The 15408-nt window shown below is 57.1% G+C and carries 13 protein-coding genes; 6 read left to right on the top strand and 7 right to left on the bottom strand.

What is annotated here, in order from left to right; translation table 11 throughout:
* Nucleotides 1-24: 24 nt before the first annotated feature.
* Nucleotides 25-1050: an asparaginase gene (locus AC27IT_RS03740; protein ID WP_005833746.1), complete on the bottom strand. Its 1026-nt coding sequence runs from the start codon at nt 1048-1050 to the stop codon at nt 25-27.
* Between the two features lie 282 nt (nt 1051-1332).
* Entirely contained in the window at nt 1333-2301 is a 969-nt protein-coding gene (locus AC27IT_RS03745) for a GDP-mannose 4,6-dehydratase (protein ID WP_005833747.1), read from the bottom strand.
* Nucleotides 2302-2595: 294 nt separating this feature from the next.
* On the opposite strand from AC27IT_RS03745, the gene AC27IT_RS03750 reads away from it, so the two are divergent.
* Entirely contained in the window at nt 2596-4344 is a 1749-nt protein-coding gene (locus AC27IT_RS03750; protein WP_238501456.1) for a phospho-sugar mutase, read from the top strand.
* On the opposite strand, the gene AC27IT_RS03755 is transcribed toward AC27IT_RS03750, so the two are convergent.
* Nucleotides 4341-5048 (bottom strand): hypothetical protein, encoded by a 708-nt coding sequence (locus AC27IT_RS03755; RefSeq protein ID WP_197186401.1) that lies wholly within the window; start codon nt 5046-5048, stop codon nt 4341-4343. The two genes, AC27IT_RS03750 and AC27IT_RS03755, sit on opposite strands and share 4 nt — an antisense overlap.
* Nucleotides 5049-5317: 269 nt before the next feature.
* Here AC27IT_RS03755 and AC27IT_RS03760 point away from each other — a divergent pair, with 269 nt between their 5' ends.
* The 5 genes from AC27IT_RS03760 to AC27IT_RS03780 are packed head-to-tail and all read left to right on the top strand — an operon-like array spanning nt 5318 to nt 11085.
* Entirely contained in the window at nt 5318-6301 is a 984-nt protein-coding gene (locus AC27IT_RS03760) for a GDP-mannose 4,6-dehydratase (protein WP_025848174.1), read from the top strand.
* The gene (locus tag AC27IT_RS03765; protein ID WP_197186400.1) at nt 6301-7542 is read left to right on the top strand and encodes a glycosyltransferase family 2 protein; all 1242 of its coding nucleotides are present in this window, start codon (nt 6301-6303) and stop codon (nt 7540-7542) included. Before AC27IT_RS03760 ends, AC27IT_RS03765 begins: the two co-directional genes overlap by 1 nt.
* 31 nt (nt 7543-7573) lie before the next feature.
* On the top strand, nt 7574-8530 hold the full coding sequence (locus AC27IT_RS03770; protein WP_487091603.1) for a GDP-L-fucose synthase family protein: 957 nt from the start codon (nt 7574-7576) through the stop codon (nt 8528-8530).
* Nucleotides 8527-9633: a glycosyltransferase family 4 protein gene (locus AC27IT_RS03775; protein WP_221843294.1), complete on the top strand. Its 1107-nt coding sequence runs from the start codon at nt 8527-8529 to the stop codon at nt 9631-9633. The genes AC27IT_RS03770 and AC27IT_RS03775 overlap by 4 nt, the downstream gene beginning before the upstream one ends.
* 24 nt (nt 9634-9657) lie before the next feature.
* The gene (locus AC27IT_RS03780; RefSeq protein ID WP_327921029.1) at nt 9658-11085 is read left to right on the top strand and encodes an FkbM family methyltransferase; all 1428 of its coding nucleotides are present in this window, start codon (nt 9658-9660) and stop codon (nt 11083-11085) included.
* Between the two features lie 78 nt (nt 11086-11163).
* Here AC27IT_RS03780 and AC27IT_RS03785 read toward each other — a convergent pair whose 3' ends face one another.
* From AC27IT_RS03785 to AC27IT_RS03800, 4 genes are read right to left on the bottom strand one after another with little or no spacing between them, the layout of a single operon-like run.
* Nucleotides 11164-12060: an NAD-dependent epimerase/dehydratase family protein gene (locus tag AC27IT_RS03785; protein WP_005833759.1), complete on the bottom strand. Its 897-nt coding sequence runs from the start codon at nt 12058-12060 to the stop codon at nt 11164-11166.
* 31 nt (nt 12061-12091) lie between these two features.
* Nucleotides 12092-12859, bottom strand: coding sequence for a glucose-1-phosphate cytidylyltransferase (gene rfbF / locus AC27IT_RS03790; RefSeq protein ID WP_283858992.1), 768 nt, complete (start codon nt 12857-12859; stop codon nt 12092-12094).
* The gene (gene rfbG / locus AC27IT_RS03795) at nt 12856-13959 is read right to left on the bottom strand and encodes a CDP-glucose 4,6-dehydratase (RefSeq protein ID WP_007783317.1); all 1104 of its coding nucleotides are present in this window, start codon (nt 13957-13959) and stop codon (nt 12856-12858) included. Before rfbG ends, rfbF begins: the two co-directional genes overlap by 4 nt.
* On the bottom strand, nt 13956-15326 hold the full coding sequence (locus tag AC27IT_RS03800) for a sugar phosphate nucleotidyltransferase (RefSeq protein WP_005833764.1): 1371 nt from the start codon (nt 15324-15326) through the stop codon (nt 13956-13958). The genes rfbG and AC27IT_RS03800 overlap by 4 nt, the downstream gene beginning before the upstream one ends.
* Between the last annotated feature and the right edge of the window lie 82 nt (nt 15327-15408).

The raw sequence follows: 15408 nt of genomic DNA on the forward strand, positions 1-15408 counted from the left end.
CGGCAACGATCAGGAAGCTGCCGCTTATACCCCTAAGACCACGCTAGTTTTGGTCAGCAAAAACGGCGTTTCGATTCGGCCCACGACGTTTCCGCTCATGTTTTTGATCGGCGGATTCGTATATTCCGCGAGCGCTTCAAGCGGGCCGTCCGTGCCGATTCCGAGCTGACGGAGAACCTCGTTCACGACCGGATTGATCGCGCGCGGGCCGCCATCCTCGATTTTGACCGCGATGCCAAGACCTGTTTGGCGATCGCCCAGGCAGTAGACGGACTCGGCGCCTGCCTTGCCGACGATGCGCCCGGCAAAAGCGGTCATCAGATCGGTGCAATAGCGGTTTTCGCCCCCGACCATTTCGGGATGGGCGGTCATCGCTGCGGTAATTCTTTCTACCGCTTTGCGGCGCTCCGGATTGGCGATCACCTCTGGCTTGGCCAGCTTGGCAAAAGCCCAGGCGTAGTGGGCGAGCGGCAACTGATGAACAGGGACGCCGCAGCCGTCCACCCCGAGATTGATCTTCTCTTTCGGATAGCCGGTGATGTCTTCCACTACATCGAGAATCCGCTGCTGCACCGGATGCTCTGGCAGATGGTACGTCGTGACATCTTCGCCCATGTGCGTCGCAGTCGCGATCATCCCCGAGTGCTTCCCGGAGCAGTTGGAAAATACCGGCGTGAGCGGCTTGCCCTCCCGGATCAGCTCCTTGTAGCTCTCCTCGTGGCGAGGGACGTGTGTCCCGCACTGCAAGGTCGCTTCCGGCTGGCCTGCGCGCGCCAGCATCGACAGCGCACGGGTGCGGTGGCGCGGCTCTCCGCTGTGGGAGGCGCAGCAAAGCGACAGATCGGCTGGCTCAAATCCAAAACGGTCCGCAGCCCCCGTCTCCACAACCGGAATCGCCTGCAACGGCTTCATGCTCGATCGGGCATATGTCATTCGGTGTGGATCGCCGAATGAGTAAAGCAATGTGCCTGCAAAATCCACAACCGCAATGTGACCAAGGTGAGAGCTTTCCACCTGTTCCCCCCGGTACACGTTGGCAACTACATTCATAACAAAGTCTCCTTTTGGCGAGTAAAGTTGGAATGTTTGTACCTCTTCTCTAAAGCAAGATGCGTGCCAACGTCTGAAAATTACACTCAAAGGCGAATTTTCTGCAAGTTTATCGCTGTAACGAGATAAAAAGAAGCCAGTTCGCGGCATAAACTGGCTATCCTATCAGACTTAACAGGTTGCTTATTTACAGTAATAGGTTGACTCATTTTCGTTCCCACAAAAAAACACCCCTTTTCTTTTGGTTCGCCAGAAATAGGGTGTCGCTATTGGTTCGCTACTTTACGCTTTTGCCACTCGCTGCAGATCGGCCTCGACCATCATGTGAATCAGCTCGGCCAGCTTTGTCTTCGGTGCCCAGCCCAGCTTGCGCTTCGCTTTTTCCGGATTGCCCAACAGGACGTCGACTTCTGCCGGGCGGTACAGGTCTGGATCAATCACCAAATAATCCTGATAGTTCAGCCCGACGTAGTCAAAGGCGATTTTGCACATGTCCTCGACCGTCGATGTTTTTCCGGTCGCAATGACGTAGTCGTCCGGCTTCTCCTGTTGCAGCATGAGCCACATCGCCTCTACGAAATCGCCTGCAAAGCCCCAGTCGCGCTTCGCCTGGATGTTGCCCAGCCGCAGCTCTTTTTGCTTGTTCGCGACGATGCGGGCGACGGCGTGCGTCACTTTTCGGGTTACGAACTCAAGCCCGCGCAAAGGCGACTCATGGTTGAACAAAATGCCGTTGCAACTGTACATTTGGAAGCTTTCGCGATAGTTTTTCGTCATCCAGTACCCGAACAGCTTGGATACGGCGTACGGACTGCGCGGATAAAAAGGCGTTTGCTCCGATTGTTGCGGCTCCTGGATCAGCCCGTACAGCTCGCTGGAGGAGGCCTGGTACATTTTGATTGCCGGATTTGTCTCGCGGATCGCCTCCAGGACGTGCAAAACCCCCATCCCGGTCGACTGCGCCGTCAAAATCGGCTGCTCCCACGAGGAGCCGACAAAGCTTTGCGCCGCCAAGTGGTACACTTCGTCAGGCTTCGTCGTCTTGAGCGCCCTCGTCAGGGACGCCAGATCCAAAATGTCGCCGTCCTTGTACTCCACCTCGTCGGCGATGCCCAAATACTCCAGCCGCCAGCGGTCCACGGTGCTGCGGCGCGGTACCAGTCCGACCACGCGATAGCCTTTCTCCAGCAAAAATTTTGCCAAATACGCGCCATCCTGCCCGGTGACTCCTGTAAGGAAAGCGGTTTTCATCAGCCACATCTCCCCTCGTTGCCATAGCAGCGAGCCGACTGCCTCCCGCCATCGAAAAGCGCACGGCGTCGGCCTTGCTGGCTCCTGTGCTGTCCAGCACGGCAATTTTCGCACTGTTTTATTTATATGCAAACCGGCTGGCAAATGTTTTGCGCCTCTTCCCATAGCCAGCTTCGGGCAAGCCCCTGACGGCCGCAGCCGAAAGCAATTTTGCCAAGAAGCCTTCACTCCCCTCCCCGCCCGGTAATATCTTAAAGCAACGACCAGCATTTTTCGGTGGGAGTGAAGACAACCATGACAACAGATTGGCGGGTACATTATACACGCTGGAACGAATATTCAGACCTGGAACCTGAGCTTCGCCGCCAGCTCGAACAGTTGGCAGGCGACGAAAAAAAGCTGGAGGACTGCTTTTACAAGCCGATTGCCTTCGGAACGGGTGGCATGCGCGGCGTCATGGGTCCGGGAATCAACCGGATCAACGTGTACACGATCCGCAAAGCTACCGCTGGTCTTGCCCTGCACCTGCTTGAACAAGGGACAGACCCGGCCGCGCAAAAGGTGGCGATTGCCTACGACTCGCGCGCCGATTCGTACACATTCGCCCTGGAGACGGCAAAAGTGCTCGGCCATTACGGCCTGACAGCCTGCCTGTTCGAGCAACTGTGCCCGACGCCGCTGCTCTCGTTTGCTGTACGCCACCTGGGAGCGAGCGCAGGGGTCGTCATCACGGCGAGTCACAATCCGCCCGAATACAACGGCTACAAAATTTACGGAGCAGACGGGGGCCAAATCCCGCCGGAAGCAGCGGCGCGGATTTTTGCCAAAATCGAGGAGGCCGGAGACGAACTGCGAATCGGCACGAGCGAAGTGAGTGCGCTCATCAACAACGGCCTGCTGCAGATGATCGGGGACGAAGTGTTTGCCGCCTACATGGCCTGTCAAAAACAGTTGCGCCTCCCCGCCGCCGAGCTTGCCCTCCGCACGCACCAGCCGCGAATCGTCTTTTCCCCCCTGCACGGCACGACCCTCGCGCCGATCACGCAAGGCTTGCAGGCCTTTGGCTTTACGCAGGTCAAAGTCGTCTCGGAGCAAGCTAAGCCTGATCCGCTGTTTCCCACGGTCGCCACGCCCAATCCGGAAGAGCCGGAAAGCTTCCGGCTGGCGCTGATGCAGGCACGCAAAAAAGGCGCAGACCTCATCATCTGCACCGATCCCGATGGAGACAGGCTGGGGGTGGCGATCCGGACAGGGCCGAACCAGCATCTCATCCTGAACGGAAATCAGACAGGCGTCTTGCTGCTCGACTATCTTTTGTCGCAAGAAAAGCAGGCGGGGACGCTGCCGGCCCAGGCTGCCGTCGTGAAAACCGTCGTCACCTCGGAAATGGTTCGGGCGATCGCCTCCGACTACGGAGTCGCCACAATAGATACGTTGACCGGGTTCAAATACATCGGCGAAAAAATTCACGAGTTCGCGCAAAGCGGCGCGCATGCGTTTTTGTTTGGGCTGGAGGAAAGCTGCGGCTACTTGCGCGGTGAATTTGTCCGGGACAAAGACGCGGTGCAGGCAGCCTTTTTGCTGGCGGACGCGTGTGCCTGCCAGCTCGCGCAAGGCTCCAGCCTGCACCGGCGTTTGCAGGAGCTGTACGAAACGTACGGCTACTTCCGGGAGGACCTCGTTTCCATCACGTATCCGGGCAAAGCCGGAATGGAGACGATGACCGCCATCCTCGCCGCTCTGCGCAGCAAGCCGATGGCATCTGTCGAAGGACATCGCGTCAGCTCGATTGACGACTATTTGCACGGCAAGCGCTGGCTGTCGGCGACGAACGAATCGGAGCCTTTGCCCTTGCCCGCAAGCGATGGCTTGAAGTACACCCTGGGCGAGCACGGCTGGTTTTGCATCCGCCCCTCTGGCACGGAGCCGAAAATCAAGCTTTATTTTGGCGTGAAAGACACATCAGAGAAAGCTGCGCTGCAATCGCTGGCGGACATCAAAAAAGCGGTTCTTGCCTATCTCGAGCAGCTTTTGCCCGCCTAGATTTCCAGCCAGGGGCCTGTTCCGTGCGGATGGCCCCCTCCGGCAGCGCCGTAGCTTGGCGGATGGTAGGCTGCTTCCGGAGTAAGCTCGGCAAAGCCGGATCGCGCAAGCAAATCACGGCGAACAAAAAAGGCGTTCACCCCGCGCGAGTCCGTCCCGATGAGCGCATAGCCGAGCTTTTTCCCCAATTCGGCCAAGGAAGTCAGGCTCGCGCCAAAATAGGTGGTCCCTTTCCACGAAAACGCCGGATCGTAGGCGACCACCCGTTTTTGCGGCGGAGGAAAAGACGCGTTGTATTCGATAATCACCACTCGCGGCTTGTAGGCGTGCAGCGCTTTCCACACCCAGTAATCAATCCCGTCCAGATCAATCGTCAGCAAATCAAATTCTGGCGGAACCTGCAAGCGGGCAAACAGGGCCGCGATGTTTTCCATCGTGATGAACGCCTGATGAGTAGCTACCTGGGGATAGACGGCGTAATTTTGCTGCAAGTACAGATGCTTGAGCGGGTGCCCCTCCAGCAGAATCCCGGACCAGTTGTGCACGCAGGCCAGATTGCGAGACATGCATTCCTCGCCCGTCTCGACGCCAAATTCAACAAAAAACCGATTCGTCGTCCCGATTCTGGAAAACAGTTCCTCGACGATGCCGTCTTCGCCGTTTTGTGAGAAAATTCGCTTTTCATAGCGATTGATGGAGTCCATCTCGGTTGTGCACCTCCCTTTTGGCGCTCTTTTCTTCATCGTATTTGGGATGCGGCCAAAAGGCTTAGTCATTTGCTCCCCTTGTTCCATAAAAAGGCGTACAGCACCTGCCCTTCCTTTTTCATGCGCCCTGCAAACTGTCGAGCCGCAAAAGACATTCGCCGTGCCAGCCTGTGCATGTTTTTACTATATATAAAGCATCTGCTTTCTCGCTTTTCAGGCGGTTCGCCTGTATTCGCCAAACCATCACGAACAAGGGGGGACGCCTCTTGAAAGCTTTGATTACAGGCATTACCGGTTTTGCCGGCAGCCATTTGGCAGAGTACCTGCTCGCGCGAGGCGACGTCGAAATCTACGGAACCTACCGGGCACGCAGCCGGATGGACCATATCGCGCATATTGTGGATCACATCCGGCTCGTGGAATGCGAGCTGCAAGACCGCGAAGCTGTCGAACAGACGATTGCCCAGATCAAGCCGGAGCATATTTACCACCTCGCTGCCCAAAGCTTCGTCCCCGCCTCCTGGAGCTCTCCTGCCGAAACGTTAATGAACAACATCGTCAGCCAACTGCACATTTTTGAAGCGGTCAGAGCGGCGGATATCCCGTGCAAAATCCAGGTGGCATGCTCCAGCGAGGAATACGGCCTTGTCTATCCGGGAGAATTGCCCGTGCAAGAAACGAACCCGTTGCGCCCGCAAAGTCCGTACGCCGTCAGCAAGATCGCGCAGGACTTTCTCGGCTACCAATATTATCAAAGCTACGGGATGTCCATCGTTCGCACCCGCACCTTCAACCATACGGGTCCGCGACGAGGAGAGCGGTTTGCCACCTCGAACTTCGCCAAACAAATTGCCCAGATCGAGCTCGGCTTGCAGCCCCCGCACGTGTACGTAGGCAATTTGCAAGCGAGGCGCGACTTTACCGACGTGCGCGATGTCGTCAAAGCGTACTGGCTCGCACTGGAACGGGGCGTGCCCGGAAGTGTCTACAACATCTCTTCGGGAAGCACGCGCACCATCCAAGAAGTGCTGGATACGCTGCTTTCCTTTACCTCTGCTCCCGTCCAAATTTTGGTCGATCCAAAACGGCTGCGGCCTTCTGACGTGGAGGTCTTGCTCGGCGACGCCACCGCTTTTTGCGAGCAGACGGGCTGGAAGCCGGAAATCCCCTTCCGCCAGACGATGCGCGACCTGCTGCAATACTGGCGGGACACGCTGCAAGCCCAAGCGCGAAAAAAGGGGGAAGGCTGATGGGACATCCGGACCTGCCGCTGGTCAGTGTCATTACCCCTTCGTTCAACCAGTCCGCTTTTATCCGCAAGACCATCGAAAGCGTTTTGAGCCAGGACTATCCGAACATCGAGCACATCGTCGTCGACGGCGGCTCTACCGACGGCACGCTGGAAATTTTGCGGGAGTACGCGCATCTGGGGGACCGCCTCCGCTACATTTCCGAGCCGGATCGCGGTCAGTCGCACGCGATCAACAAAGGCTTGGCGATGGCGAACGGTCAGATCATCGGCTGGTTGAACTCCGACGACAAATACATGCCTGGCGCCGTCGCAAAAGCGATCAACGCCCTGACAGCCCATCCGCACTGGGCCATGGTTTACGGCAACGCCCTGCACATCAATGCCGAGGACAAGATCACCAGTGTCTACCCGACGAAGCCGTTTTCCCGGCAGGCGCTGTTTCTGTTTTGCATCATCTGCCAGCCGTCTGCCTTTGTCCGCAAAGAGGTGTTCCAGGCGGTCGGAGGCGTGGACGAAAATTTGCACTATTGCATGGATTACGATTTATGGATGCGCATTTCCAAGTCGTACGCGGTCGGCCACATCCAGGACTTTCTCGCTGCCTCCCGCCTGCATCCAGCCTGTAAATCTATCGCGTTGGAGGTCGATCTGGGCCTGCCGGAAATTTTGCTGGCCAGCGTCCGCCACTTCGGCACAGTCGCCAACCATTGGCTGTACCATTTTCTCACCCACTACCCTGACAAGGGCGTGTTCTGGTACCTCGACCTGTTCAAAAGCCACCGGGTTTTCGGCGACACGCCGATTCTCGTGGACAGCAACCGCCATTCTTCTTACTGGGTTCCGCCGCGCTACCGGCTGCACCTGCACGTCGATCCGGCCGAGCCGATGCACGCGCTGGTCATCAAAGGCGTAAACCTGTTGTTCAACCAGCCCGTTCATGTGCACGTCATGGTCAACCAGACGCCCGTTGCCCATCACGTCATTCCGGCCGGGCCATTCGAAACGAGCATCCCGTTTCCCGTCAAGGAGCCAAACTCGGTCGTCGAGCTTGTGTGCAGCCGCCAGCAAGCGCTCCCTGAAAGTGAAATGGCGGCGAGCATCGGTACCGTCAGCTTTCAGGTGCAAAACGTAGTGCCGCTCTCCGCGCAGGAGTACCAGTTTTATTTGCAGTACAAAAAAAATCCCCGGGATGTCGCTGGCTGGCTGTTGAAAAACAGGAATCCAGTCCCTTCGTTGTGACCACATCCGCGAAAAGGAAGGTGTTGCTTTCATGAATCTGTCGGACAAACGAATCGTCGTTACCGGCGGAGCAGGCTTTCTCGGAAAGCATGTGCTAAGCCAGTTGCAAGCCCGGCACTGTCAGCATGTGTTCGTGCCGAGAAGCCGCGACTTTGATTTGCGCAAAGAAGACGACATCGTCCACATGTTGCAAACTTTTGCCCCGGACATCATCATCCATCTCGCTGCTGTCGTAGGAGGGATTGGCGCCAATCAAAAAAACCCCGGCAATTTTTTTTACGACAACCTGATGATGGGCACCCAGCTCATGGAGCAAGCGAGGCTGTTTGGCGTGAAAAAGTTTGTCGCCATCGGGACGATCTGCTCCTACCCGAAGTTTGCGGCCGTCCCTTTTCGGGAGGAAGACTTGTGGAGCGGCTACCCGGAGGAGACGAATGCCCCGTACGGCCTGGCGAAAAAAATGATGCTGGTGCAATCGCAGGCGTATCGCGAGCAGTACGGCTTCAACTCCATTTACTTGCTGCCCGTAAACCTGTACGGTCCCCACGACAACTTCGATCTGGAATCATCGCACGTCATTCCGGCCATCATCCGCAAATGTCTGGAAGCCAAGGAACAGAACAGAGACGAGATCGTGCTCTGGGGCACGGGCAACGTCACCCGCGAGTTTATTTATGTAGAGGATGCCGCACGCGCGATCGTGCTCGCCACACAGCACTACGACTCCTCTGATCCGGTCAACATCGGCTCTGGCGAGGAAATGACGATTCGCGAGCTGGCCGAAACGATTCAAAAGCTGTGCGGGTACGAAGGCCGGATTGTGTGGGATGCAAGCAAGCCCGACGGACAGCCGCGGCGAAAGCTCGCGACAGATAAAGCGACAGCCGCGTTCGGTTTTACCGCCTCCACTCCGCTGCTCTCGGGCTTGCAGCAGACGATCGACTGGTACCGCCGGCACAGGCGCGACGAAGAGGTGAAGACACTGTGAAAATCGGAGTGAACCTGCTTGCCTGCATTCCCGGAAAAATCGGCGGCATGGAGCAGTACGTGCGCAACCTGCTGGCCTACTCCATCCAAAGCGGCGATCAAAACCAGTGGTTCTTGTTTTTGACCAAGACCAACTACCACACCTTTCCCAACCATCCGAAAATCCAGAAGGTGATGATGCACGACCACATTGATGCGCACAAGCAGTTCCACAGTTGGATTCGCGGCCTTCGCCTCGATCTGTGGTTTTGCCCGCTCTTGGTGTTGAACCCGTTTGACGTCTCCATTCCGAGCGTCATTAACATTCCCGACATCCAGCACGAGTTTTACCCGCAGTTTTTCGACGACAACTCCTTGCAGTGGCGCAAGTCGACCTACCAATCGTCCGCGCTGAAAGCCAATGCGGTGCTGACTCTGTCGGAATACTCGCGGGAGAGCATCGTCGCCAAATTCGGGGTTCCGGCGAATCGCGTGCACGCCATCCATCTCGACTCTGCGCATGAGTTCACCCTGCCGTTCCACGAGACGAAAAATCAGCTTGTCCGGCATAAATACAAGCTGCCTGCGCATTACGGCTTTTATCCGGCCAACACGTGGTGGCACAAAAACCACGTCTCGCTGCTGCAGGCACTCGCCTATTTGCGCGACGAGCACAAGCTCAAAATCCACATGGTGTTCACCGGAGCGCCGCAGGAAGCGCACGGGCAGGTCATGGCGACGATCAACCAGCATCAACTGTCCGACCAGATTACGTGGCTGGATTACATTTTGCAGGAGGAAATGCCGTATTTGTTCCGCAACGCGAACTTCCTCTGCTTCCCGTCCTTGTTTGAAGGCTTCGGAATCCCGCTCGTTGAGGCGATGCGGACCGAGCTGCCGATCATCTGCTCGAACAACGGCAGCATTCCCGAGATCGTCGGAGACGCCGCCTTGACATTCGACCCGGTTTCTCCCGAAGACATCGCCAGAAAAATGGTCGAAGTGCAAAACGAGGAAGTGCGCTCTGGGCTCATCGCCAAAGGATTGCAGCAAGCGAGCAAGTTTTCCTGGTCCAAATGCGCGCAGCAGACACTCGCTGTCTTGCACCAGGTGGCAGGAAAATAACGCAATCACGAAAGGAGCATGCTCATGTCACGTATGGACGAAATCCGGCGGGTGTGGCAACAGGAGTTGCGCATTCCGTTTCCCCTCACCGCTCAGGAGACGTGGGATTTCTGGCTGCTGGAATCCCCGCAGTACGAGGTCAAAACCGCAGCCGTCACCGACTACGGAAAACGCCATCAGATTCGCACCTTCATTGAGACAGGCACATACCGCGGTTACATGGTAGCTGCGCAAAAGGCGGCGTTCTCGCGCATTTATTCCATTGAGCTGGACCCCGCCCTGTACCTCGCCGCCAAAACCCATTTTGCCGCCGACGAGCACGTATCCATCCTGCACGGAGACAGCAGCAAGGTGCTGCCCGAGCTGCTCGCTTCCATCACGGAGCCTTGCCTGTTCTGGCTGGACGGACATTACATCCCGCTGTCGACCGAATCCGCCAAAGGCAATCTGGATACGCCGATTTTAGAGGAGCTGGCGGCCATCCTGTCCCATCCCGTTCGCAATCACGTCATTCTCATCGACGACGCCCGCTGCTTCATCGGCTCGAACCCGCTCTTGAAAGACTACCCGACCATCGCCGAACTGAAGCAATACGTTGCCGACCTGCGCCCTGATTTGCACTTCGAGGTCAAGGACGACATTATCCGCATCTACACGCCGATCCCGCAAAATGCGCAAAAAACGGTCACCTTCCGCTTGCCTTTTGACGACAAATCGTTTCTCGTTCACGGCAGCTCGTCCGACCAAAGCGTTTTGTACTACATCGAAATGGCGGGCGGCCTATACGAAGAATACGTACTCAACGTCCTGAAGCGCGTCGTCCAGCCCGATTACACGTGCCTGGACATCGGCGCCAATCTCGGCACAATCTCGCTCGCGCTCAGCCATCTGGCGCCGCGCGGCAAGGTGTACGCGTTCGAGCCTTCTGCCGTCAACCTCGCCTTTATGAAGCAAACGTTGCACGACAATGGCGCAAGCAACGTAGAGCCTGTTCCGCTCGGCGTATTTGACAGAAACGGCATCATCGAGTTTTGCGAGGTGGATCGCGGGGGAGGCTGGTCGTTTATCGCCAGCGAAGCGACCTCTGCCGCTACGAACACGATCTCGTGCACGCGCCTGGACGACTGGGTCGCCGCTCGCAGCCTGTCGCGAATCGACCTGATTAAGCTCGATGTGGAAGGCTCCGAAATCCAAGTATTGCAGGGGGGCATGGAGACATTCAAAACGTTTGACCCCGATCTGGTCATCGAGTTCAATCCTGACAACTTGCGCGGGTATTTCGGCAAGGACCCGAATGAGCTGTTCCTCTGCTTGTTCGCCCTCTACTCGCATCTGTACCTGATAAAACGGGATGGCGGGCTGATGAAAATCACCTCGTACACCCAACTGCTGGATGCCATCAAGCCGTTTCACGGCGACCTGTTTTGCACAAACAAAACGATCCTGCTTTGATCCGCAGCGAAAGAAAACCCCGACGAAAAAAACACCCGGCTGCCTCCCCCGAAACGAAAGGGCGCAGCCGGGTTGTTTTCAATTTTTCGCTGTTTGTTGCAAGGTCAGCGCCAAGCCTTCCTCCATCGACACTCTTCCTTGCCAGCCAAGCGCCTGAAGCGCGCGTGTGTCGGCCTGTGAGCACATAAGCTCCCCCGGCCGCTGCGCCAGTGCTCCGAATTGCAGTTGCGCCGTCGAGCGGGTCAGCGAATGGATTTTTTCCACCAGCTCGCGAACCGTGGTCGCGCTGCCCGTTCCCACCTGATAGTCCATGTACCTTGCTGGCAGCGAGTCTTTTTGCCGCAGCACGAGCAAATACGCCTCCACTACGTCAGCCACATACACAAAATCGCGCTTCTGCTCGCCGGAAGTAAGGGCGATCCTGGCCCCGTCCCGCATGCATTGGCGGATGATGAACGGGATGAATTTATCGGGCTGGTCGCCTGGCCCGTACACATGTTCCAGCCGCATATTGGCAAACGTCAGTCCGTGCTGTTTGGCGGTGAGCGCTCCCCATTCGGCAAACTGCTTTTTCGTCAGATGATAGCCCGCCAAATGCGTCGCGCCCGCAGCCAGGGAAGCGCGGGAAAACGTATCGGTATTCACAAACAACCCGGTTCCTTGCTCGCAGCATGCGTGGAGCAGGCGCAGAGGGAACAGCACATTGGCTTCCACCAGCGCCGCGTCCGACTCGTCCCGGCGTCCGTAAGCGGTTGCGGCATGAATGACGGCGTCAAAAGGGCCGTGCCGGGAAAAAACAGAAAGCAGGTCTGCCGCATCCGCATCGCAGGCGGCAAGCTCACTGGCGATATCTTCCAGCCGAGAGCAATCCGAGGTGCTCCGCTTCAAGATCGTCACCTGATGGCCCTCCCGCAGCAGCGCTCGCGCCAGATGGCTGCCCAAAAAGCCCGTCGCTCCGGTGAGCAATACTTTCATAATCGGCCCCCTTTTGCCTCGTCTGGCCGCGCTACTTCCACTCCGCTTTTCCGCTTTTCCATAAAGACTCCAAGTAGTTTTTGTCGCGCAGCGTGTCCATCGGATGCCAAAAGCCTGTGTGCCGATAGGCAGCGAGCTTCCCGTCCTGCGCCAGTTGCTCCAGCGGCCCCTGCTCAAAAACCGTCGCGTCGTCAGCCAGATAGGAAAAGACCTCCGGCTGCAACACGAAAAATCCGGCATTGATCCAGCCCACGTCGCCACTCGGCTTTTCCTGGAAACCTTTGACCTGTCCGCTGGCAGCAAGGTCGAGCGCGCCAAATCTGCCCGGAGGCTGCACAGCGGTAATCGTCGCCAGCTTGCCGTGCGACTGGTGATAGGCGACGAGCGCGGCGATATCAATGTTGCCTACTCCATCGCCGTACGTGAGCATAAACGGCTCGTCGCCGATGAACGGCTGAATCCGCCTGATCCGGCCGCCCGTCATCGTATCTTTGCCCGTATCGATCAAGGTCACCCTCCACGGGTCGCGGCAGCGATTGTGCAAAATGACTTCGTTGCCCTGGCGAAAATCAAACGTCACATCCGACTGGTGCAAAAAATAATGGGCGAAATACTCTTTAATCATGTAGCCTTTGTAGCCGAGGCAAATGACGAAGTCGTTGTACCCGTACTTCGAGTAGATGGACATGATGTGGCAAATGATCGGCTTTTCCCCGATTTCAATCAGGGGCTTCGGCCGAAGCTGCGATTCTTCGCCGATTCGCGTGCCATAGCCGCCAGCCAAAATGACGACCTTCATGAAGCCCCCTCCTTTCTGTATTGCTCGATGTGCGCAAGGCACACCTGCCGCATGTCTTCTTTGCGCTGGTAGGCTCTTGTCCATTCGACGATGCGGTCCAGCGCCTGCTCGACTGTCCAGTGCGGCCGCCAGTGCAAAAGCTCTCGCGCCCTGGAGCTGTCCAGCTTCAAGGACGTCGTCTCATGGTAGGCGGCGCGGTCGGGGATGTGATAGGTCGCCTGCGCCCCCCATTTTTCGCACAGCCGCGCCGCCAGCCACTCGACGGTTTTGGCATCGTCCGCATCCGGCCCGAAGTTCCAGCTCGCCGAGTAGCGCTGGCTGTCTTCGCACAGCTTTTGCACGAGCAGCAAATATCCGTGCAGCGATTCCAAAACATGCTGCCAGGGACGGATCGCCTGCGGTTGGCGAAGCTGCATCGGCTCGCCGTCGAGCAGACTGCGGAGCAGATCGGGAACAAGGCGGCCAGGCGTAAAGTCGCCGCCGCCGATGACATTGCCAGCGCGTGCGGTCGCAATGCCGATCGGCGGCAAATCAGCCTGCGCTGTTCCCCCCTGAAAAAAGGAGGCCCGGTAGCAGGCGGTCACAAATTCCGCGCACGCCTTGCTGTTGGAGTACGGATCGTGCCCGCCCAGCGTGTCCACCTCCCGATACCCCCACGTCCACTCTTTGTTTTCGTAACATTTGTCGGTAGTGACATTGACGAGCGCCCTGACCGGAATCCCTGCCTCGCGCGCAGAACGAACCGCTTCCAGCAAGTACACCGTCCCCATCACATTCGTCTCATACGTAGCGACAGGCTCGGCGTACGACATCCCGACCAGCGGCTGGGCAGCCATGTGGATGACGATGTCGGGCCTTGCAGCGAGCAGTTCTTCCGTCAGCTTTTGGCTGGCGCGAATATCGCCTGTCACGGAATGAATCAACGAGTCGATGCGGCACAGCGCAAACAAACCCGGCTTTGTCGGCGCTGGCAGCGCGTAGCCGGTCACCCGGGCGCCGAGCGCATGCAGCAAAAGGCACATCCACGAGCCTTTGAAGCCGGTATGCCCCGTCAGAAACACTTTTTTTCCTCGCCAAAAGGTCGCGTCTGGTCGCATCATGCTTCACTGACCATTTCCATAATGTCGTGCCAGCTCATGCCCAGCCGAACGATGTCGTCCTCGACCAGCTTGCTGCCCATTTGCACCTCGATAATATCCAGGTCGCTTATCGCCTTGATCGCATGCTTGGCTCCTGCCGGGATTTCGACCACATCGCCAGGCTTGACGCGGAGCAGACGGTCATTCAGGACAAAATCGCCCTCGCCTTCCACGATCATCCAGACTTCGCTGCGAAAATGATGGTATTGGTAGCTCAAATTTTTTCCGGCGTGCAGGTGAAGCTGCTTGGTCAACACCTCGACCTTGTCGTTCATTTTCTGAAACTGCAAGACGTGGTACCAGCCCCACCTGCGCTCTTCGAACATCGGCCGCCGCGACCAGTCGTTGGCAATGTCTTTGACGATATGGCTTTTGTCTTTTGCCGCGACGAGAATCCCGTCCGGGCTGGCGGCCACAACGACATCCGACAGGCCAATCGTGACAATCGGCAAGTCCAATTCGTTGATGACGTGCGTGTTGGCACTCTCTTCCAGATGCACACGCCCAACCGAGCTGTCGCTCATCTCTTCTGTCAGCGTGTTCCAGGTCCCAAGGTCCTTCCAGTCGCCTTCGTAGGGCACGACCACGACATGCTTGGCTTTCTCGACAATCTCGTAGTCAAAGCTGATTTTCGGCAGCTCCAAATAGCGCGCGACTAGCTCATCGTAGTCGACAGGCAGCTTTTTCTTCTGCAATTCGCCCAGCAAATAGCCCAGGCGAAACGCAAAAACGCCGCAATTCCACAGCGCGCCCTGCGCCAGCAGCTTGTTTGCCGCCTCCACAGAAGGCTTTTCGGTAAAACGCTCGACCTGCAGGCAGCTTTGCGGACCTTTTTTCGTCTGGACCGGAATGATATAGCCGTACTTGGTTGAAGGATACGTCGGCGCGACGCCCATCAGCGCGAGGTCTGCTCCCGACTCTTTGATGACGCGCTCCAATCCTTTGAGCTTTTGAAAAAAATGGTCCTCCACAAACGAATCTACGGGCATGACGGTGACAACCTCGTCTGGCCCCAAATGCTCGACACTGTGCAAATAGCTGGCAATCAACGCGATTGTGGGAAACGTATCCCTTTTTTGCGGCTCCAAAATCAGCGGCACATTCGGCCCCAGTTGGTTGTATATGAGATCCACCTGCGATTGACTCGTCGAAATATAGGCCATATCCAGACATTGATTGGAAGCTAGTTGCCTCCACACCCGCTGAACCATGGACTCCGGCTCGCTTTCCCCGTTGCGAATCAGCTTCAAAAACTGTTTGGAGCGAACATCATTGGAGAGCGGCCACAGTCTTTTGCCCGAACCGCCCGATAGCAACACCAGTTTCATCCAGGCCACCTCTGTCCGTTAAACTTCATGCATGAATCATCATATGAAACGATGGTAGAGGGTGACCGTTTTGCGAGTGAAA

It is taken from the genome of Brevibacillus sp. YAE8, from assembly GCF_057543335.1.